General features: G+C 52.6%; 17 protein-coding genes. 15 read left to right on the forward strand and 2 right to left on the reverse strand.

From position 1 onward, the window contains the following. The first annotated feature begins 2 nt into the window (after positions 1-2). The 4 genes from ACR0CW_RS10155 to ACR0CW_RS10170 all read left to right on the forward strand — a co-directional run bounded on the left by ACR0CW_RS10155 (position 3) and on the right by ACR0CW_RS10170 (position 4717). Positions 3-782, forward strand: a complete 780-nt coding sequence (locus ACR0CW_RS10155; protein ID WP_480787671.1) for an MOSC domain-containing protein — start codon at positions 3-5, stop codon at positions 780-782. A 230-nt stretch (positions 783-1012) separates the two neighbouring features. After that, positions 1013-2470: a xylulokinase gene (gene xylB, locus ACR0CW_RS10160; protein WP_480787672.1), complete on the forward strand. Its 1458-nt coding sequence runs from the start codon at positions 1013-1015 to the stop codon at positions 2468-2470. 56 nt (positions 2471-2526) lie between these two features. Next, positions 2527-3414, forward strand: a complete 888-nt coding sequence (locus ACR0CW_RS10165) for an aldose epimerase family protein (RefSeq protein WP_480787673.1) — start codon at positions 2527-2529, stop codon at positions 3412-3414. Between the two features lies 1 nt (position 3415). Continuing rightward, on the forward strand, positions 3416-4717 hold the full coding sequence (locus ACR0CW_RS10170; protein ID WP_480787674.1) for a cytochrome-c peroxidase: 1302 nt from the start codon (positions 3416-3418) through the stop codon (positions 4715-4717). On the opposite strand, the gene ACR0CW_RS10175 is transcribed toward ACR0CW_RS10170, so the two are convergent. Beyond that, positions 4718-6229 carry a CRTAC1 family protein gene (locus ACR0CW_RS10175; protein WP_480787675.1) on the reverse strand — a complete coding sequence of 504 codons (1512 nt, stop codon included), beginning with the start codon at positions 6227-6229 and terminating at the stop codon, positions 4718-4720. Next, a complete protein-coding gene (locus ACR0CW_RS10180; RefSeq protein WP_480787676.1) occupies positions 6219-7436 on the reverse strand; it encodes an ROK family protein in 1218 nt (405 codons plus the stop codon). The genes ACR0CW_RS10175 and ACR0CW_RS10180 overlap by 11 nt, the downstream gene beginning before the upstream one ends. Before the next feature lie 151 nt (positions 7437-7587). On the opposite strand from ACR0CW_RS10180, the gene xylF reads away from it, so the two are divergent. The 11 genes from xylF to ACR0CW_RS10235 all read left to right on the forward strand — a co-directional run bounded on the left by xylF (position 7588) and on the right by ACR0CW_RS10235 (position 19188). Beyond that, the gene (xylF, locus tag ACR0CW_RS10185) at positions 7588-8607 is read left to right on the forward strand and encodes a D-xylose ABC transporter substrate-binding protein (protein WP_155150139.1); all 1020 of its coding nucleotides are present in this window, start codon (positions 7588-7590) and stop codon (positions 8605-8607) included. Between the two features lie 63 nt (positions 8608-8670). After that, the gene (locus ACR0CW_RS10190) at positions 8671-9969 is read left to right on the forward strand and encodes a sugar ABC transporter permease (protein ID WP_170332141.1); all 1299 of its coding nucleotides are present in this window, start codon (positions 8671-8673) and stop codon (positions 9967-9969) included. After that, positions 9969-10772 carry an ATP-binding cassette domain-containing protein gene (locus tag ACR0CW_RS10195; protein WP_480787677.1) on the forward strand — a complete coding sequence of 268 codons (804 nt, stop codon included), beginning with the start codon at positions 9969-9971 and terminating at the stop codon, positions 10770-10772. The genes ACR0CW_RS10190 and ACR0CW_RS10195 overlap by 1 nt, the downstream gene beginning before the upstream one ends. 9 nt (positions 10773-10781) lie before the next feature. Next, positions 10782-12089, forward strand: coding sequence for a xylose isomerase (gene xylA / locus ACR0CW_RS10200; protein WP_480787678.1), 1308 nt, complete (start codon positions 10782-10784; stop codon positions 12087-12089). Between the two features lie 944 nt (positions 12090-13033). Beyond that, complete coding sequence (locus tag ACR0CW_RS10205) at positions 13034-14188, forward strand: helix-turn-helix transcriptional regulator (RefSeq protein WP_480787679.1); 1155 nt, start codon at positions 13034-13036, stop codon at positions 14186-14188. Between the two features lie 160 nt (positions 14189-14348). Further along, the gene (locus ACR0CW_RS10210; RefSeq protein ID WP_480787680.1) at positions 14349-15125 is read left to right on the forward strand and encodes an N-acetylmuramoyl-L-alanine amidase; all 777 of its coding nucleotides are present in this window, start codon (positions 14349-14351) and stop codon (positions 15123-15125) included. A 276-nt stretch (positions 15126-15401) separates the two neighbouring features. Beyond that, on the forward strand, positions 15402-15641 hold the full coding sequence (locus tag ACR0CW_RS10215; RefSeq protein WP_155150149.1) for a hypothetical protein: 240 nt from the start codon (positions 15402-15404) through the stop codon (positions 15639-15641). Further along, the gene (locus ACR0CW_RS10220) at positions 15631-16317 is read left to right on the forward strand and encodes an extensin family protein (RefSeq protein ID WP_480787681.1); all 687 of its coding nucleotides are present in this window, start codon (positions 15631-15633) and stop codon (positions 16315-16317) included. The genes ACR0CW_RS10215 and ACR0CW_RS10220 overlap by 11 nt, the downstream gene beginning before the upstream one ends. Continuing rightward, positions 16314-16754: a hypothetical protein gene (locus ACR0CW_RS10225; RefSeq protein WP_480787682.1), complete on the forward strand. Its 441-nt coding sequence runs from the start codon at positions 16314-16316 to the stop codon at positions 16752-16754. The genes ACR0CW_RS10220 and ACR0CW_RS10225 overlap by 4 nt, the downstream gene beginning before the upstream one ends. A 7-nt stretch (positions 16755-16761) precedes the next feature. Beyond that, the gene (locus ACR0CW_RS10230) at positions 16762-17130 is read left to right on the forward strand and encodes a hypothetical protein (RefSeq protein ID WP_480787683.1); all 369 of its coding nucleotides are present in this window, start codon (positions 16762-16764) and stop codon (positions 17128-17130) included. 9 nt (positions 17131-17139) lie between these two features. Next, on the forward strand, positions 17140-19188 hold the full coding sequence (locus ACR0CW_RS10235; protein ID WP_480787684.1) for an OmpA family protein: 2049 nt from the start codon (positions 17140-17142) through the stop codon (positions 19186-19188). The last annotated feature ends 132 nt before the right edge of the window (positions 19189-19320 follow it).

Raw genomic sequence — 19320 nt, forward strand, 5'->3', positions numbered from 1 at the left:
GTATGAACAATCTCTCCATCGTCCGATTGAACCGCTACCCTATAAAAGGCTTGAGTTCCGAGCCTATGAGAACTGTGACGCTGCGAGCAGGAGAGGGCATTCCGGGCGATCGCCTGTTCGGATTTGCTCGCTACAACTCCGGCTTCGACATGCAGAACCCAATGCCACTGCCGAAAGATCGTTTCGTCGTTTTGTTGAACGAGGCTGCACTGGCAGGCATTCAGACCAATTTTGAAATTGAGTCCCAGGCACTTGAGATCAATGCGAACGGAAAGACACGACGCTTTGATATGCGAGAGTCTGAAGATCGGGAGAAGGCGGTAGAGTTCCTTTCTTCAGAGATCGATTTAAAAGATCCAGAGCTGCCAAAGTTTGTCTCTGCTGCTCCTCATAGGTTTACAGATGTATCTGTCGTATCACCGCAAATGATGAACGCGATATCCGTTTTGAATCTGGCCTCTGTGAAAAAGTTGGGCGAACAACTGAACGCAGAAGTCCACCCGGCGCGCTTCCGAGCGAATATTGAGATAGACGGATTACCTTCGTTTGCTGAGCTGGAAGCAGTTGGATCAGTTTTAAGATTTGGCGATGTCGAGTTGAAGATACTCTCACGTACGAAAAGGTGTGCAGCAACTGAAGTGAACCCGAAAACGGCCGAGCGCGACTTGAAAATTCCCTACCTTATTCGGAAATTGATGGGCCATATGGATATGGGCGTCTATGTCGAAGTGGTTAATGGTGGAACGCTAACGGTCGGTCAAACTGGGGAAATACTCGCCTAGACCTTGCCGCCGCCAAAGTGGCTTTTCAAAGAGGTTTGAGCCATGTCCGGTCAGACGATTAAACTCAAATCTTGCTCTGTCTTTCTTTTGGCTAACGGGGGTATCGAAGGACGTTACGTTCGCGCTTTCTGATCAAGATATGATTAGAGGGAACTCCTTTGATGGAGCCTTGACAAGATTCCTGTTTCAAATAATTTTAATCATTAAAATATTTATGCAGGTGGTCCTCAATGTATCTGGGCTTAGATTTGGGAACGTCAGGTCTCCGTGGGATTCTGGTAGATGACACAGGACACGTCGTCGGTGATGCTGAAGTCAGCATTTCCACCTCAACGCCTAAGCCTGGCTGGTCTGAGCAGGATCCTTTGGATTGGACCAACGCTTGTGAAGAGGTTGTTGGAAAGCTTCGCGTCGGCAACCAGCAAGCATTCTCAAAATTGCGAGGTATTGGCCTAAGCGGACACATGCACGGCGCTACACTACTGGATTCTGATGGCGAAATATTGAGGCCCTGTATTCTTTGGAACGATACACGGTCAGCTGATGAGGCGAGGATACTGGATCAATCGCCAGAGATGCGCGCAATATCGGGAAACATCGTATTCCCCGGGTTTACAGCGCCGAAACTCGAGTGGTTGCGCAGCCATGAGCCGGATGTGTTCTCAAAGGTGGGCAAGGTACTGCTGCCGAAAGATTATTTGCGGTTTTGGCTTACTGGCGAATATGTCTCAGACATGTCTGACAGCGCAGGGACATCGTGGTTGAACGTTGACACACGGCGGTGGTCAGAAAAGGCGTTAACGGTAGGTCACATGCGTGTCGAGCAGATGCCGCGCTTGGTTGAGGGCAGTGATCCGGGTGGAGAGTTGAGGGCCAATTTGAGGCAGGAGTGGGGGCTTTCGAATTCCGTCGTCGTGGCCGGCGGTGCTGGCGACAATGCTGCCGCTGCCTGCGGGATCGGGAGCATCAACGACGGCACCGGTTTTGTCTCACTCGGAACGTCTGGCGTGTTGCTTGTTGCGCGGGAAACCTATGCTCCTGATCCGGAATCTGCTGTGCACTGTTTTTGTCACGCAGTCCCCGATCGGTGGATACAAATGGGCGTCATGCTTTCAGCGACGAACAGCATGAACTGGCTTGCTCGCAATTTGGGTGAACCCGTGGAGAAACTCGCTGCATCTTTACCGGAAAAATTGAATGGACCTACAGCGATCACCTTCCTGCCATATCTGTCAGGAGAACGGACGCCGCATAACAATAGCCATATTCGAGGCGCGTTTTTGGGCCTGGACATCTCGTCGGAACCCGCTGAGTTGACCCAGTCCGTAATGGAGGGTGTTTCCTTTGGAATGAGAGATTGCCTGGAAGCACTGAAGAGCACCGGAACCCAGCCAAATAGCCTTATGGCAGTCGGAGGAGGTGCACGATCTCGGTTCTGGCTAGAAACTTTAGCTACTGTTTTGCAAGTCCCGCTGGAATTGCCAAAAGGCAGCGAATTCGGTGCCGCAATGGGCGCTGCGCGCCTCGCGATATGTGCAGCCAACGATGCGGAACCAGCGCAAGTCATGACGCCGCCGGAAATTCAGGAACGCATCGAACCACGCGGCGATCTGATTGACGTCTACGAAAACGAATACCGGAGATATAAGCAATTCTATAAGGCGCTTGCGCCGCTGGTATTAAGATGAGTCCAGAAACGGGTAAAGCCTCAGGCATTGAAAATGCTATTCTCATCGATGGAAACATGCGTGTTTCAGTCCTGAACTATGGGGCTATCACGCAGGGGTGGTGGTGCAAGGACGTCCCGCTCATCCTTGGGTTCGAGGACCCAAATGAGTATCTCACCGATACGCGTTACCTGGGCGCAATTGTTGGGCGCGTTGCCAACCGGATCAGCGGCGCGACGTTTGACTTGGATGGTACCAGTTTTGAATTGAACGCCAACGAGGGCAAAAACGCCCTGCATGGCGGCGACGATGGGTTGTCTAAACAGTTTTGGGAACTCGAACAGATTGCACAGAACGAGGTTTTGCTGAGCTATGTTTCTCGCGACGGGGAGAGCGGCTTTCCGGGGAATATCAGGTTCGAGATCAGAATCTACCTACGGGGTCCACGCTTGACCTATTCAATAACTGCACAGCCTGATCGGCCTACGCCGATAAGCATTGCGCAACACAACTACTACACTTTGGGTGCCGCAGAAGGCGTAGACCGGCACAAGCTGAAGCTCGCTTCAAATCGGTATTTGGAAATCGACGATCTGGGTATCCCGTCGGGCAGGGTGCTTGCGACCAACGAAAACGGGTTGGATTTTTCAACGCCCAATACGATTGGAAGTGTGCCGGATGGGATTGATCACTACTTCTGCTTTGATCATGATCGCGCCCCCAAAGCTCCGGTGGCGGAACTCACTTCACCCTCTGGCCTTGCGTTGACAGTCTACTCTAACCAACCCGGAGCGCAGGTTTATTCGGGCTATAAGCTGACAAAACCGCGTCGCGCTTCGCGTGGTGTGTGTATCGAGCCATCGGGTTATCCCAACGCACCGAATATCTCGTCATTTCCCTCAATCATCTATACTCCGGAGAAGCCGTATCGGCAGGAACTTATTCTAGAAGTTTCTGAGGAATGACATGAGAGCAGTTTCGCTATTTTTGGCTTTTGGGTTGGTGATCTCAGTGGTGGACGGTGTGCGTGCCCAATCGCTTGGTCCTTTGCCGGAGTTCCTCGATCCTGACTTTGCAAGCGCTGAGCTGGGGCGTTTGCTGTTCTATGACCCGATCTTGTCTGGCAACAAGAATATCAGCTGCGCGACCTGTCATCATCCCAAGCTTGGCACGTCCGACGGGGTTTCCCTTGGTATAGGGGAAGGGGGAATTGGGTTGGGTCCAGAGCGGACATTGGACCCAGGGAATACCCCGGAACAACGTATTCCTCGAAACTCACCAGGGCTTTGGAACCTCGGAGCCACTGAGTTCACGACGTTTTTCCATGATGGGCGACTAGAGGCAGACCCAACGCAACCTGATGGTATCAGAACCCCGTTGGGTACTCATATGCGTTCTGGGTTCAATTCAGCGCTGGCCGCACAGGCCATGTTCCCGGTTTTGTCGCCAGACGAAATGGCGGGTCATTACTCCGAGAATGACGTGAGCAAGGCGGTTCGCCTCGGATTTCTGACACAGCAAGGCGGTGCGTGGGATCTGATTGCAGAACGTGTTGCGGCCATTCCAGAGTATGAGCAGAGGTTTGAAGATTTAGCGCCGGATGATGGAATTACGTTCACGGCAATTGCCAATGTAATCGCGGATTTTATCGCATTCGAGTGGCGTGCGGATAACAGCCCGTTCGATCGCGCGATGCGAGGTGAGGCTGAGCTGTCAGAAGAGGCCGAGATTGGTATGGGCTTGTTCTATGGAAAAGCCGGATGCAGCAATTGCCACTCAGGCTGGTTCCAGACCGATCACAAGTTTCATTCGATCGCACTGCCGCAGATCGGCCCGGGAAAGGCGGCGCGATTTGAAAACCATGTCAGGGACGACGGGCGTCTTCGCGTGACCGGTGATCCCGACGACGCGTTTGCTTTCCGCACGCCATCTTTGCGCAACGTGACACTGACAGCTCCGTACGGACACAACGGAGCTTTTGCCGAACTTGAGGGCATCGTGCGGCATCATCTGGACGCGGTTTCGTCGTTAAAAAGCTACTCGATCGAGTTGGCCGCATTGCCGGACTTCCCGGGCTTCGAAGATCAAATGGCAATGTCGGACAATCAGCACGTGGAGGCGATTGCCCAAAGCAACAGCTTGTCGAATCTTAACCTAACGGATCAGGAAATTGACGCTCTTCTCAGTTTTCTTAAAAGTCTTGAGGATCCGGCACAGCGACTAGGTGTACCTGACCAAGTTCCTAGCGGTCTGCCGGTCGACAAGTAATCAGCGTCGAATTCGGATGATTTGGTTGGAGGAGTATTCCCGCCACTCGCTTTTCGCTTCATCCGGCCAGATCATACGAACCTGCACCTGGCCCTGACTCCCAAGCCCAAAATGCTGAAACCCAGCGATACCACCAGCGTGACCGCCGCCGATAGTGAGCTCGCGGGTCTGAACACCCAGCGAGGTTTTGACTTCAATAAATCCACCAATTGCTGCGTGATTGGATTGATCCTGAGTGACATCAATCAATAGCCAGTTGCCACCCTGAGAAGTGTTCTGGCTGACTTCGAGCTCAGAACCTCGGTTGACGACCACCAGATCCAGCTTCCCATCGTTGTTCAGGTCAGCAAGTGCCGCGCCACGAGACTTAGCCATCGAGGCAGCACCGGCATCTGCTGCAGCTTCAATAAACTGACCGTCGGGGTTCTGTAGTAGTAGGTTATTGGGGTCGTTCAGAGCCGCATCGGGCATTTGTTCTACGTTACCCTTGGCCACGAATACATCGTCCCGGCCGTCGTTGTTGACATCGCCAAACTGTGCGTGCCACCCGGTGGATGGCCTTCCGTCTCCGCCGATGTGCGGTCTATGAGCGGTAGTACCCTTTTCGTAAGTTGCATCGCGCCAGGTCGGGCCGTTTGTCGCTGGGTCAAAAATCTGGAGTTTCTGATCCCCCATCGAGGTCAGATAAACTTCGGGAAATCCATCTCCTGTAAGGTCCCGAGAGGCGATCCCCATTCCCCAGATCGAAAATGGAAGCCAGCCTTCGCCTTCTGAGTATTGCCGAGGCTCAGGCTCCATCGCCCATAACTGCTCGTGACCGCCGCGAACATAATAGTGGCGGTCGTTGCTGACGCGAAGATCAGCGCGGCCAGTTCGGGCCCAGTCCGAAAACAAAATAGAAAGTGAGCAGTAGCCGGGCTCAAGATGCAGCGGCTCACGATACGAGTCGCCTTCTGGACGGTACAAAAGGGTTGGGCCGCAGGATTCAAAGGGACCTTCGGGATCAAACCGATCAACATAGGTGCCAAACGCCAGGGTCGGTAAAGTTTGCCCGCTTTCCCATGTTGCTGAGAAACCTGTGGTCCAGTGGTCCTCGGACTGAAACCCGAGTTCAGTGAAAGGGCTGAATTGGCAGTCGGTATTGCCCCGAAGAAGCAGGTCTGGGCCAACACGCAAAATCGCCAAATCCACTACGCCGTCGCTATCAACATCGAGAGGGTAGGCGCCGGTCACACCGGCCAGTGAAAGATCTTCAGGCGTCTTTGCCTGAAATGCTATCTGTTCCTTCGAGGTATTGATGAACAGTTGAGACCGGTTGGAACCGCCAGCCAAAAAGAGTTCTGGCAGCGAGTCCCCATTGCAATCGAAAACGGCCATACCGCCGCCGACAAAATGCTCCCACCCGCCATCATAGACATGTTTTGGTACATCCACATTTGTAAACTGGGGAATAACAGTGTCCGCATTCGCAACTGTGGCCAAAGTCGCAAATATCGCAAACTCAAGACGCATTCGCCGTCAACTCCTTGACCTTGAGAATTGAGATTTGTTCAATTCCATAGGCTGCCGCCCCCTTGGCCCACATCAAGTCACCCCAGTGATGAACTTTGATCTGGGGCAAAGGTGCATCGACATTCACAACGCCGTTTTGAATGCGGGTCATAACTTCGCTGGAACACAAGTGTTCAAAGCTCATTTGTGCCCCCGAGACGATAATGCACTCTGGGTCATACAAGTTGATCAGGTTGGAAATCCCGAGGCCAAACATCTGACCTGCGCGGGCAAGCACAGATGAAGCTCTGTCGTCACCTGAGTTGGCGCGGTCATGTATGTCGGAAACGGTTTCCATGTCGTTGGTATGACCGGTGACTGTCATCTCGCGGATCAAAGCATAGTCGCCCACATAGGCTTCTAGACATCCGCGTTGACCGCATTGGCACAAAGCCCCGTCAAGTTGAACTTTGGTGTGCCCAAACTCAGCGCCGCAGCCTCGTTCTCCACGGTATAGTTTACCGTCCAACACGATACCCAGGCCAACGCCGTGTTCGATCGTAACGACGAGGAAGTTCTTTAGGCCCTTGCCCAAGCCAAAAAGCTGTTCGGCCTTGGCGACAAGATTGGCGTCATTGTCGACGAATGCAGGGCAGGGGAGCGCATTTGAAAGTAAGTGGCTAAAATCAATATTTCTCTCAGTAATCGAGGATGACCAGTGGACAAAATTCTTGTTTGCATCGACCAGTCCAGCGACCCCGATAGAAACACCTGCCAAATGAGCGACAGAACGATCGATCTGTTTGCAGGTTTCTTCAAGAGCTTCGCGGATCGCCGATACAAATTCTTGCGGCGACATTCTGGCTTTATCCAGAGCATATTTATGGGATGCGACTTCGTTACCTTCAAAGTCGACCAAGATAACCGAGATTACTTGCCGAGCCACCTTGAGGCCGGCCACAAGGTGCATCTGGCCGTCCAATTGCAGCAATACTCTGGGTCTGCCTCTCTTCCCCGACTTTGACTGTGCCTGGCTTTCAGTCTCCTTCACTAGTCCGGCTGAGATGAGATCAGCCGTGGCGGCGGTGACAGTCGCAGGGCTGGTTTGCAAGGCAGATGCAATATCGATCCGCGAGACGGCCCCTTTGGCTCTGATGTGCTCCAATACCCGCAGGCGGGTCGTGTTTCTTTGTTCCAAAGAAACCGGAGAGGCTTTGCTTTTCAGCATCTTGTCCTCGCGAATCTTGCTGTTGGCCCAATCTATTTGAATTTGAGTGCCTCTTGTAGAGTAAATATTTTACCGACTGAAATAAATATGGTATTCAAATCTGTGAGAGCCGCGAATCGAAATGCGATGGCTCGGCAAATGGGAGGAAATCATGAAAAGAATTCTCAGCTTTTCGGCTGTGGCCACTTTGTTGGCTTCGACCGCATTCGCAGAGCCAGTGGTCGGCGTAAGCTGGTCGAACTTTCAGGAAGAGCGTTGGAAAACGGATGAGGCGGCAATTAAATCGGCGCTTGAAGCAGGCGGCGCTGAATACATTTCGGCAGACGCGCAGTCGTCTTCTGCAAAGCAGCTATCGGACATCGAAAGCCTGATCGCCCAGGGTGTGGACGCACTTATTATTCTGGCCCAGGACGCGCAGGCAATCGGACCAGCTGTACAGGCTGCGGCGGACGAAGGTATTCCGGTCATTGCCTATGATCGCCTGATTGAGGATGACCGTGCGTTCTATCTGACCTTTGACAATGTGGAAGTCGGCAGAATGCAGGCCCGGGCTGTTTTTGAAGCCATGCCCAAGGGCAACTACGTGATGATCAAGGGCTCTCCTACTGATCCGAACGCAGATTTCTTGCGGGGTGGACAGCAGGAAATTATCGGAGCAGCAGTGGACAGCGGTGACATCGTAATCGTTGGTGAGGCTTACACGGATGGCTGGCTGCCCGCAAACGCGCAGCGGAACATGGAACAAATCCTGACCGCGAACGAGAACAACGTGGATGCAGTCGTTGCGTCGAATGACGGTACTGCAGGCGGTGTTGTTGCTGCGCTGACCGCACAGGGCATGGAAGGCATTCCGGTTTCCGGTCAGGACGGCGACCACGCAGCGTTGAACCGTGTTGCGTTGGGCACGCAGACCGTTTCGGTTTGGAAGGATGCTCGCGAACTTGGAAAGGCCGCTGGAGAAATCGCTGTTGCGTTGAGCGGTGGAACAAGCCCTGCTGATGTCGAAGGTGCAGTGAGCTGGACGTCACCGGGTGGAACCGAGATGAACTCGGTTTTCCTAGCGCCTGTTCCAATCACTAAGGACAACTTGTCCGTGGTTGTAGATGCCGGATGGATCCCGCTGGAAGATCTTTGCCAAGGCGTTGAAAACGGACCTGCTCCTTGTAACTAAACCACTCAGCCCTGGGCCTCTTAGTCTGGGCCTGGGGCAAATGCTGAATATGAAAGATCGGAAATGACCGAAACTTCGTCTCAGCCGATACCTGAAAAAGCGAAACCCAGCCTGTTCCAGCAATTGGAACTGGATATGCGGCTTTTGGGAATGATCGGCGCGTTTGTCATCCTGTGTATCGGGTTCAACATCTTCACGGACGGACGGTTCTTGACGCCTCGGAACCTGTTCAATCTCTCCATCCAGACGGTTTCAGTGGCCATTATGGCGTGCGGAATGGTGTTCATTATCGTCACGCGACACATCGACTTGTCGGTAGGAGCGCTGCTGGCAACAACCTCGGCCGTGATGGCAATGACGCAAACCGAGCTTTTGCCGCAAATACTTGGGATGGGTTTGAACAATCCTGCAACCTGGGCGATCACCATTGTAGTCGGGCTGTTTGTCGGCACGCTGATTGGTGCGTTTCATGGCTGGATGGTTGGTTATCTGACGATACCAGCGTTCATCGTTACGCTTGGTGGGTTTCTGGTTTGGCGAAACGTGGCGTGGTATTTGACCAGCGGCCAGACGATTGGTCCTCTGGATAGCACATTTCTGATGTTTGGCGGGACCAACGGAACATTGGGAACGACAACAAGCTGGCTGTTCGGCTTGTTTGCTACCGCAATCGCGATCTGGGCTTTGTGGAGTGGTCGCCGCGCAAAAGCGTCACATGGTTTCCCGGTAAAACCTGTTTGGGCCGAGGCCACTCTGGCCGGAATAATCGCAATTGCTATCCTTGGGTACGTTTACATCGTAAACAGCTACGCGATTCCGACGCGCCGGCTGCAACGTATGTTCGAAGCGCGCGGTGAGACAATGCCAGAAGGGCTAGTCGTCGGATACGGCATACCTATTTCTGTACTCATCCTGATCATCGTGGCTGTCACGCTGACAATTGTGGCGCGAAAAACACGGTTTGGCCGATACATCTTTGCCACCGGCGGCAACCCGGATGCAGCAGAGCTTTCGGGTATCAATACTCGGCTGCTGACCGTGAAGATTTTTGCACTAATGGGTTTCCTGTGCGCCGTGTCCGCGGTCGTCGCCTCGGCCCGCTTGGCAAATCACTCTAACGACATTGGTACGCTCGACGAACTTCGGGTCATAGCCGCTGCAGTGATCGGAGGAACCGCATTGTCGGGCGGTATCGGTACCATCTATGGCGCGATCCTTGGCGCATTGATCATGCAGGCCCTGCAATCGGGCATGGCAATGGTTGGCGTTGACGCGCCGTTTCAGAACATCGTCGTCGGCAGCGTTCTCGTGCTGGCCGTCTATATCGACATCGTCTACCGCAAGCGACTGGGGGCCAAGTGATGCAAGCTCAGGACACGCAAAAAGCACCTCCCAACTCCGGACGCGGTTCGGGCGCGCCGCCATTGGTCGAGATGCGCGATATTTCGATTTCCTTCGGCGGGATCAAGGCCGTCGACCATGTGTCGGTCGACCTCTATCCGGGTGAAGTCGTTGGCCTGCTTGGCCACAACGGGGCCGGAAAATCCACGTTGATCAAGGTTTTGTCCGGCGCCTATCAGATGGACCACGGCGACATTCTGATCGATGGCAAGCCCGTCGAGATTGGCAATCCCCGTGATGCCCGGGCGAATAACATCGAAACGATATATCAGACGCTCGCCTTGGCCGACAATCTTGACGCGACATCGAACCTGTTCTTGGGGCGCGAGATGACGACGCCTTTTGGTTTAGTCAACGACGCAGCCATGGAGGCCGAGTGCCGAAAGATCATGGCGCAGCTCAACCCGAACTTTCAGAAGTTCAACGACCCGGTCTCTGCCTTGTCCGGGGGGCAAAGACAATCTGTGGCGATCGCTCGGGCCGTCTACTTCAACGCACGTATTCTGATCATGGATGAGCCGACAGCAGCGCTCGGGCCGCATGAAACTCAGATGGTGGCGGATCTGATCCACCAGCTAAAGGCGCAAGGCATCGGGATATTTCTGATCGATCACGACGTGCATGCCGTCATGGAACTGTGCGACCGCGCCTCGGTCATGAAGAACGGAAAACTGGTTGGGACGGTCGATATAGCAGATGTCACTGATGACGATCTTTTGTCGATGATCATTCTCGGCAAGCAGCCAGCACAAAAAGCAGAGTAGGGGGCAGAAATGCCAAGTGGATTTTTTGAAGGGATCGAGAAGGTCCAGTTTGAAGGCGTGGACAGCAAGAACCCGTTGGCCTTTCGTCACTACGACCCGGATGAAATCATCATGGGCAAGCGTATGGAGGACCATCTGCGGTTTGCGGTGGCCTGGTGGCATTCATTCGCGTGGGAGGGTGGAGACCCCTTTGGTGGACCTACGTTCGAACGCCCATGGTATCCTCAGGACGATATGGGCCGGGCCCGCCAGAAGGCAGATATTGCATTCGAATTGTTTGAGCTTTTGGGGCAACCATTCTTTTGCTGGCACGACGCTGATATCCGACCCGAACAGGGAAACTTTGCCGATAACCTGCGCACATTGGAAGAAATCACCGATTATATCGGTGAAAAGATGCAGGTTTCTGGCACCAAACTGCTTTGGGGTACGGCCAATATGTTCAGTCATCGTCGCTGGATGTCTGGCGCCAGTACCAATCCTGATCCCGACGTTTTTGCGTTCGCTGCAGCGACAGTGAAATCCTGTATGGATGCAACTCACAAACTAGGCGGTGAAAACTATGTTCTGTGGGGTGGTCGTGAGGGCTACGAAACCCTTCTGAACACGGACCTGAAAACTGAATTGGACCACATGGGCCGTTTTCTGAACATGGTCGTAGAGTACAAACATAAGATCGGGTTCAAAGGCACCATTCTTGTGGAGCCGAAACCTCAGGAGCCTTCCAAGCACCAATACGACTATGACGCGGCCACCTGCATTGGATTCCTCAGGAAATACGGGTTGGAGAACGAGGTGAAGCTGAACCTCGAGCAGGGCCACGCGATCCTTGCCGGGCATAGCTTTGAGCATGAAATTGCGGTTGCGGCTGCTGAAGGGATGCTGGGTTCGATTGATATGAACCGCAACGACTACCAATCTGGATGGGATACGGATCAGTTCCCGAATAATACACCGGAAGTTGCCCTAGCTTACTATTACATCCTGCTGGCTGGCGGTTTTACCACTGGCGGCACAAATTTCGACGCCAAAATTCGCCGGCAATCGATTGACGCTGTGGATCTGGTGGCGGCTCATATCGGCGGAATGGACATATGCGCACGTGGTTTGAAAGCAGCGGCTGCAATGATTGAAGATGGAGGTTTGGAAAACGCGCTTTCGCAACGCTACTCCGGTTGGAAGTCTCCCAAAGCGGAGTCCATGTTAGGCAGTAGCCTGGATGAAATTTCCGCTCGCGTTTTAAATGAAGGAATAAACCCAGAGCCGCAATCTGGACGCCAGGAAATACTAGAGAATTATGTGAACAGATTTGTCTAACTGCCAAACTTGGGTGTTTTCCACTGCTGTCAAAAGTCATGCCAAGCCGTCTTTGATGCTGACAGCACGAATGGAGGTTTTGTTCATAACCCGTCCATATAGACAAAACCCCTCCTTATTATGGTCGAATGGCTGCAATTCGTTTTGGGTCACAAATGCTTGACGTTTGGGTCGCAAGTGAGTGACGTCATTGACCGACTTATTGAAGTTTTGGCCGTCGATTGAGTCAATTATCAGTGACGTTCCACGGTGCCCTTGTAAGACGACACATAGTTTTGCCACTAGCGACAGAACCTAACTATTTCCACCTTACTTCTTTCATCTAGCACCCAGACCGATTTGTTTGATCCTGGCTTCTCTTTGGGAAAATCAGGGCTGATTTGCAGATCAGACGCCGAAGGCGCCTGTTCCTGATGGTCTGTCACGTGGCGAATCCCCTGCAAGACCGGGTTTGTTTGTGGGTACCCAAAAGGGACATAGAATGTGGTTCGTGAACTGATGATGGCGGTAAAACGTCAAACCAAACTGTGTGTCTCAGCGACTGTTGAACCAAGAAAAGCAATTGGTGGAGATAATCTGATGCTCCGCCGCACATGCTGATCAATATTAGTGGCGGTCTCTCGATTGGGCCAACTACGTTGATTTACTGAATTGAGAGGTGAAGAAACATGACTGACACCGGTTCGACGAATATTGCAGTTTGTTCTGGTGCGGAGATTCAGCGGCAGGTAGCGAAGTCAGCTAAGCAAAGGTTTCAAACACCGTATATTTCACTGATTGCCAAATCGGCCGGATTTTCTTCGATTTCGATCTTTTGTCGCGCGTAGCGGTTTTAGCAGTTATTGTTAGAGGGCGCGGCGAAGACCGATCAACCCGTCCATAGCGTCAAATCGCATTAGGGAACCTCAGTTTCCCTTGCGGTTATTGAACTCTGGAGGTGACAGTTGGAGTTAGATGTTAGGGGCTATCAGGCCCTCGAAACGATATACGACACAGCGGTCAATCCCGGGCGCTGGCGCAGGGCTTTGGATGCAACGACCTCTGTCGTTGGAGCGAAGGCAATAGCCTTAGTGATCAGAGGACGTAAGGCGGGAGCAAAGGACCTGACGATGATGTCCAGTGTTTATCTGGATTTCTCCCGTACACCAGCAGGATGGTTCTATGGAGCTTGGCTCTCACGATTGCAAAATCAAGATTGGGATTTTCTTCGAACTCAACCAGCCCATCAGCCGATACCAGACCTTGAAACCGGACTTGCAGCCGAAGTCTTGGACGCCCGCAAGGATTATGCGTTTTTAAAGAGACGGACAGGTGTTGCCCGCCGAATTGGAATACGTCTCAACACTGATCCAATCTGGTTTGATGCGATGAGTCTAGGTTTCGACCAAAAAGACACCGAAGTACCTCAGTCAGCGTGTGAGAGATCTCTTGCATTGCTCCCACATTTAACGAAGGCTTTAGAGATAGGGCGCGTGTTTACCTTTTTGAAGGCGAGATACAAAGCCACTCTCACGGCGTTGGATCACGTGCAGGCGGGCATTGCGATAGCGCTGCCGGATGGTCAGGTGATTGTCAAAAACGCAGAAGCAAAAAAGATTCTGAAAGCACGAGATGGAATAGCACTGGCCCGTGACGGAAGAATTGTAACTTCTGATCCGGATGTGACTTCGAAAATCAAAGCGCATATATTTGACATCGGATCCACAGCGCAGGGTCAAGCCAATCGCCATGAATCGCTTTTGTCCGTTTCGCGGCCATCTGGCCTGACACCGTATCTTTTAGACATTGCCCCGCTGAGCGATAGCAATGCAGAGCTTGAGAACAACCTGGATGGAGCCTTAATCACCATAGTTGATCCAGAGCGAGTTCCGTATCTAAGACTAGAGCGGTTCACGGCCCTTTATGGATTAACTCCAGCGGAAACCGAGGTTTGCCGATGGATTGCAGAAGGCGCAAGCGTTGCTGAGATTGCTGAGCATCGAAACACTAGTCCGACAACGGCAAAGAACCAAGTTTCTGCGGTGCTTGCAAAGACAGGTGTGAACGGCAGGCACGAACTGATACGCTTGATTCTTCGTGTTTTGCCTCCGGTAGCCTAACATCGCGTATGTGTACTGTTTTGATCTTGAACGGAAACATCTGCATTAGGTCGTTCAGCGAATGAAGCGATCGCCTTCGCAATTTGTTCGTAGATGTTTCAAGGACATCCAGCTTTTCCACATTTCACAATTAGTCGTCGTGTCATGATCTGTTTGGATCATGATCGTTGCGTTTGCTCTCATTAAGCTGCTCGACAATTGGCATTTTTTAGCTCGCAAACAAGTGCTTTTGAGAGACGATTTTGACCTTGCCTCCAACGGCCAAATTTTATTGGAAAAGGAGATTCTTATGACGAACTTCGCTTTGATCACCAACCCGGCAACCGCAGTCACGTCTATTCAGCAAGCGCTGAAGGCTTTGGGATACAACCCTGGTCCGATCGATGGTGACTTTGGTCGCCGGACCCGTGCGGCAGCTGAGCTTTGGCTTGAAAACGATGGTGAACCGGCCGAGATGCAAAAAGTCGCTGCAGCCGTCAGTACAGGCGAGATGATTTATCAGGGCAGTGCCCGTCATGCCGTTAATGAAATTATTGTCCACTGCACAGCTACCCGTCCGGAATGGTATGCGGGACGATCTGTTGAAGAAAAGGCTGCTGAAATCCGCAGATGGCACGTGTCAGATCGCGGTTGGAAAGATATCGGCTATCATTACCTGATTGATCGTGATGGTGGCATCGCGAAAGGACGTGCTGAAACCGTTGTGGGCGCGCATGTGGCGGGCCGCAACGCCGGTACGATTGGTATCTCTTTGGTTGGCGGTTTCGGCTCATCTGAAAACGATGCCTTTTCTGACAACTTTACGGACGCCCAAGATTCCGCGTTGCGCAATCTGATCTCGGACATTCAGGGGCGGACGCTGGTCAAGAGGGTTAGCGGTCATAACGACTACGCAGCAAAAGCGTGTCCGGGCTTTAAGGTTGACCGGTGGCTCTAAGGGCTGCGAACTACCCACTTTGTCGCTTTTTGAATAGCTAGGGTGGTTCAATAGCGGACGCTTCGATGTTCAGAAATGATCCCTGAAACTCAGGAGATCGATTGAGCGCCACTGACGTAAAACTGAAATTCAACGCTGGACTGCATCGCCGCTATATCCGCAGGCACAGCCCTGCCGGGCGAGGTTGTTTGGCAAGGCAAACGATACTTTTTTTCAATTAATTAGGCGCTTGAGAAAGTTTGGCGCCATTCGGAAACAGTTAATTAGAGGTGTCACATGGCTCAGATGTCAACAAACCTGCCTGCGCGAAAGGTTGTCTTCGGCTCTGTCGGGGCGGCAGTTGCGACGGTCTTTATCTATGTAGTCGAAGAGTTCCTCCTAGGTGCTACGTTGCCCGGTGCAGTGTCGGCTGCGCTGATCACAATTATCGTGTTTCTGGTCGGGTACTTTGTGCCCCCAAGTGCCAACGATGGCATCATCACCGATGACCAAGGGGTGAATGCCCATGGCACGTAATCGGATCAGTCAGTTTGGTGACGTCCCGCTGCTTTATGACCGGGATCCGGTAGCTAACTACGGCAAGTGCGGTTTTCGCACGCATCCTCATGTCGATACGGTCTTTGCGCTTCAAACGGACATCGCATTCGGCGAAATGTTCCTGGTGCTCGAGGCGATGGATCTTGGGCAGGTCACGGCCATCCTGTTTGGCGGCGTCGATCGAACTGGAGGTGGATCCAGTCTTCACCACAAGGGCCGAGCGTTCGATCTGGACGGCCTGGTCTTCGATAACGGCTTCATCTGGATGGCCGATACCTTTGCTACGCAACCGCATCAATATCTCGCGATCGAAGGCGTGCTGCGCCAGAATTTTGGAACAGTGCTAACCTCAGGCTACGACTCCGCCCATTGCGATCATATCCATTTTGATAATGGCGAGCCGGTTGGTTTTCAGCGGCATTCCAAAAGCCGAGTGCTTTACCTGCAAAACGCCCTGAAATTCCTGTTTGACCAAATGCTTACCATCGATGGGGTATGGGGGCCGGAAACGCAATCGATCGAGCGCGAAGTGCGCAAAGAGCTTGGGCTGGGTGGCCTGTCGATCCGTTCGAACTGGGTCGGGTTTATTGAGGCCAGCATCGACATCGCGACGGACCGGGCTCTTGAGTTGAATCAAGGAGGGCTGATTGCATGACCTACTTTTCGAAGACAGCTATTATCGCTGCCGGGATTGGCATTGCCCTCAGTGGATGCACCTATTTTGAACCTGCCTTTCCCGATCAGGTCACAAAATCTGCGGCGGATGGTTTGCAAAGTGTCTCGTCGCTTGTGGCATCTGCGCAGCTGGGCGACTTCAAGGGGCCTGGCTCCTATAACGGTGCCGCCACGCGCTATGCCGATGCGCTTGCGCAGTTGGAGGTCACCCGAAGCTGGGTAAAAAACCGGGCAGAAAGCAACGACGGCAGGCCGGCGACCAAAGCGGCCACGCTGCTTGCGGCGGACCTGACGGAATGCGTCGACGGGGTCACTGAAATGGCTCAGCAGCATCGGACCGTTGGGCTCGGCCAGTCTCAAGCCTACACCTTGGTACAGGTGACCTGCGCCATCCCCATCAACAACATTTTGCAGTGAGGTTGCCATGGCATTTGATTATGAAAACTTCAAACCCAGCTCTGTAGATGATTTGCTAAATGGTTTAGGTGCCGCGATTTCTTCCGAAGCCCAAACCTGGTTCGCCGATAGCAAAGAGCAGGCGAGCGGCTATCTGAAAAGTATCTCGGAAGCCGTCATTCAAACACAGATCGACTTTGCCGCAAATCGGATCAGCAAGCAGAATGCTGAATTCCTGATGCGGTCACATAAGCGCGCTATGAAAGTGTATCTGAATGGTCTGAAATTCGAGACTTTCGAATTTCGGCAAACCATTCTCAATACAGCTGTCCGTGCCCTTGGGTACGCTGTGCGAAATCTGACGGGTCTAAACATAGCGCCGCAACTCGTACGGTGAGGTTATGTCATGACAAAGAGAGTAAAAATCCCGCCCGATGGTCGCTGTGTGGTCGTCGACAAGGGCCAGCGTTGCCCGAAGGATGCCGTCGACGATGGTAAAGGGTTGCTGTGCGGAGGGCATCTGGCAGCTCTGGGAAAAGAAAAGATCTCTGTGCTGACCAGCCTGAAATCTGCTGAAATCTCAAAGCTCTTAGACCTGAGTGCAAAAGAACCCACCAAACCCCCCTCGCGTCTTGCCGACATGGTGTTTTCCACTCCGGGGCTTCTTGTGATAACGGGCACGACCATTGTCGCGCTTCTTGAACGAGTTTGGCGTCATGAACTTGGAATCGTACTGCCCATCGGCGACAACAGTTCGACCTTTGATCGGTTTCTTTCAGCTGAGTTTGTAATCTTAGTCCTTATTTTTGCTTCACTTTATCTGCTTGCCACACTTGCCGCTTGGGCGGTGCTCTATGTTGTTGGTGTAGTGATATCTCCTACACTTGTGACTGTGCTCAAAGGTGGGTGGCTTCAATTGGCGATTTTGATGTTGAAGCACCGTATCAAGTTTCTCGCGGTTCAATCTGGCCTGCGGTTTGGACATGGCCGAAGAATGGAGCAGGTGGCGAAGATGCGCATCGAGCGCGAGTTTGAAAGTAATAGGCAAGCAGAGCTCGCTTTGGCTCGCAGGATGCGAGACAGTTACGAGGCTACGCGCAACATGTGGATCGGGAGAACCAACAATACAGTTGGTTTTTGGGTCGGGGCACTTCTGAATGGCAAACAGAAGGGAATCGGTCCTGTTCTGGTCAGAATGGGACTGATCGCAATACTGGCTGGCATTCTGATACTATCTACCAAGAATATTGCAGGCGAAGTTAAGGGGAAAATCGAGACGGCTTCGAAGAACTGCACGTCGATTTCCGTTGGGCATTGGATTCTTGATGGGTTGGAAAAACTTGAGCTGCCGATTGCCGCGCGGATACCCTGTGGCAGGATCGTTATGTCGGCCCCACCTGCTTTGGAGAACTTTAGGATTGTTGATGCAGGTTTGTCCGCTGAGCGAGAGGGTCCGGTGGTGTCCAAACCAGTTTTCCATCTTGGCAAATATGGGGGATGGGCGGCGCTTGCTCCAGTTGATGAGCCCGGCCGGCTCGTATTCCTCAATGCTTCTACGATAAGACAGTTCCAACTTGAGGATGAGAAACCTAGCCTGTCACTTCTGCAACTGTACGCTCAACAAGCGCATCAACTAGCATCTTCGGCAATAGCGCTTACTTCGAGGATACAGAGTTTTTTGTCGGACCCGCGAGTTGATACCGAGATGCAAATTGCGCGCCTGGCACAAGAGGTGAAGCTGCTGAGGGAACGACCGCCTCTTGTGGTGCTCCAACCGACGACTGTTAACGAAACCCAGGAGAACCTGACGGTTGAACTTGTAGCTGAGTTCATTGGTGGAACTATCCTAGAAGACACATTGGAGGATCTTGGCGGTGCTGCAAATTCTTTGGCTGTTGCTGCCGAGGCGTTGGCAGGATCGGGTGGCAAAGATCCGTTACGTCCTTTGCAGGTTTATTGGGGGCAACTAGCCAACCAATTGGGAACGGACGCTCTGGATGCCTGCCGTCGGGAAAATGACGTCAAAATGCCAACAACAGTCTACTTTAACGAGGGCATGGTTGACCCGATAGACAACCATAAGATTGTGGATTTTGCCGAAAAGATGAAGACGCATAATCCTAGCAAAGGTCGGCTGATTGTACAGTTGAAAGGACATGCGAGCACCTCTGGCCTGCCTGAAGAAAACAGGAAACTAGCTGACAGGCGTGCTGACAGGGTCAAGCAAATGTTAATCGAGCACACGTTCGACCTTTCGTCGTCTAAAGCCAGTGCCGAAGGGCACAGCCGATTGGAAGAGGCTAAGATCACCATCCTGACCTATGAGCAAGGCGAGGCTATAGATCCGGTGGAGTCACAGAAATTCGAATCTGCCAGACGGGTGGAGGTTGAGTATTGCCTCATACCGGCAATAGCTCTTGCGAACACTGAATCCGCACAATTGGCGAATAATTAGCGGTCGATGTCAAAGGGAGGCCTTTGAGTTGCAAATGGCAAATCTTATGCGCCCATTAGGAATAGAGTGTTTCAGGCTCAAAGAATTAGTCTTCGCTGGTGGCAGAACCTTGCCATTTTCGCCCCACTTCTT

Source organism: Ruegeria sp. CH6, assembly GCF_056537005.1.

Excerpts from the sequence above, each read along its gene's own strand:
- ACR0CW_RS10155 (WP_480787671.1), top strand. The coding sequence starts at position 3 with ATGAACAATCTCTCCATCGTCCGATTGAACCGCTACCCTATAAAAGGC.
- xylB (WP_480787672.1), top strand. The coding sequence starts at position 1,013 with ATGTATCTGGGCTTAGATTTGGGAACGTCAGGTCTCCGTGGGATTCTG.
- ACR0CW_RS10165 (WP_480787673.1), top strand. The coding sequence starts at position 2,527 with ATGCGTGTTTCAGTCCTGAACTATGGGGCTATCACGCAGGGGTGGTGG.
- ACR0CW_RS10170 (WP_480787674.1), top strand. The coding sequence starts at position 3,416 with ATGAGAGCAGTTTCGCTATTTTTGGCTTTTGGGTTGGTGATCTCAGTG.
- ACR0CW_RS10175 (WP_480787675.1), bottom strand. The coding sequence starts at position 6,229 with ATGCGTCTTGAGTTTGCGATATTTGCGACTTTGGCCACAGTTGCGAAT.
- ACR0CW_RS10180 (WP_480787676.1), bottom strand. The coding sequence starts at position 7,436 with ATGCTGAAAAGCAAAGCCTCTCCGGTTTCTTTGGAACAAAGAAACACG.
- xylF (WP_155150139.1), top strand. The coding sequence starts at position 7,588 with ATGAAAAGAATTCTCAGCTTTTCGGCTGTGGCCACTTTGTTGGCTTCG.
- ACR0CW_RS10190 (WP_170332141.1), top strand. The coding sequence starts at position 8,671 with ATGACCGAAACTTCGTCTCAGCCGATACCTGAAAAAGCGAAACCCAGC.
- ACR0CW_RS10195 (WP_480787677.1), top strand. The coding sequence starts at position 9,969 with ATGCAAGCTCAGGACACGCAAAAAGCACCTCCCAACTCCGGACGCGGT.
- xylA (WP_480787678.1), top strand. The coding sequence starts at position 10,782 with ATGCCAAGTGGATTTTTTGAAGGGATCGAGAAGGTCCAGTTTGAAGGC.
- ACR0CW_RS10210 (WP_480787680.1), top strand. The coding sequence starts at position 14,349 with ATGATCGTTGCGTTTGCTCTCATTAAGCTGCTCGACAATTGGCATTTT.
- ACR0CW_RS10215 (WP_155150149.1), top strand. The coding sequence starts at position 15,402 with ATGGCTCAGATGTCAACAAACCTGCCTGCGCGAAAGGTTGTCTTCGGC.
- ACR0CW_RS10220 (WP_480787681.1), top strand. The coding sequence starts at position 15,631 with ATGGCACGTAATCGGATCAGTCAGTTTGGTGACGTCCCGCTGCTTTAT.
- ACR0CW_RS10225 (WP_480787682.1), top strand. The coding sequence starts at position 16,314 with ATGACCTACTTTTCGAAGACAGCTATTATCGCTGCCGGGATTGGCATT.
- ACR0CW_RS10230 (WP_480787683.1), top strand. The coding sequence starts at position 16,762 with ATGGCATTTGATTATGAAAACTTCAAACCCAGCTCTGTAGATGATTTG.
- ACR0CW_RS10235 (WP_480787684.1), top strand. The coding sequence starts at position 17,140 with ATGACAAAGAGAGTAAAAATCCCGCCCGATGGTCGCTGTGTGGTCGTC.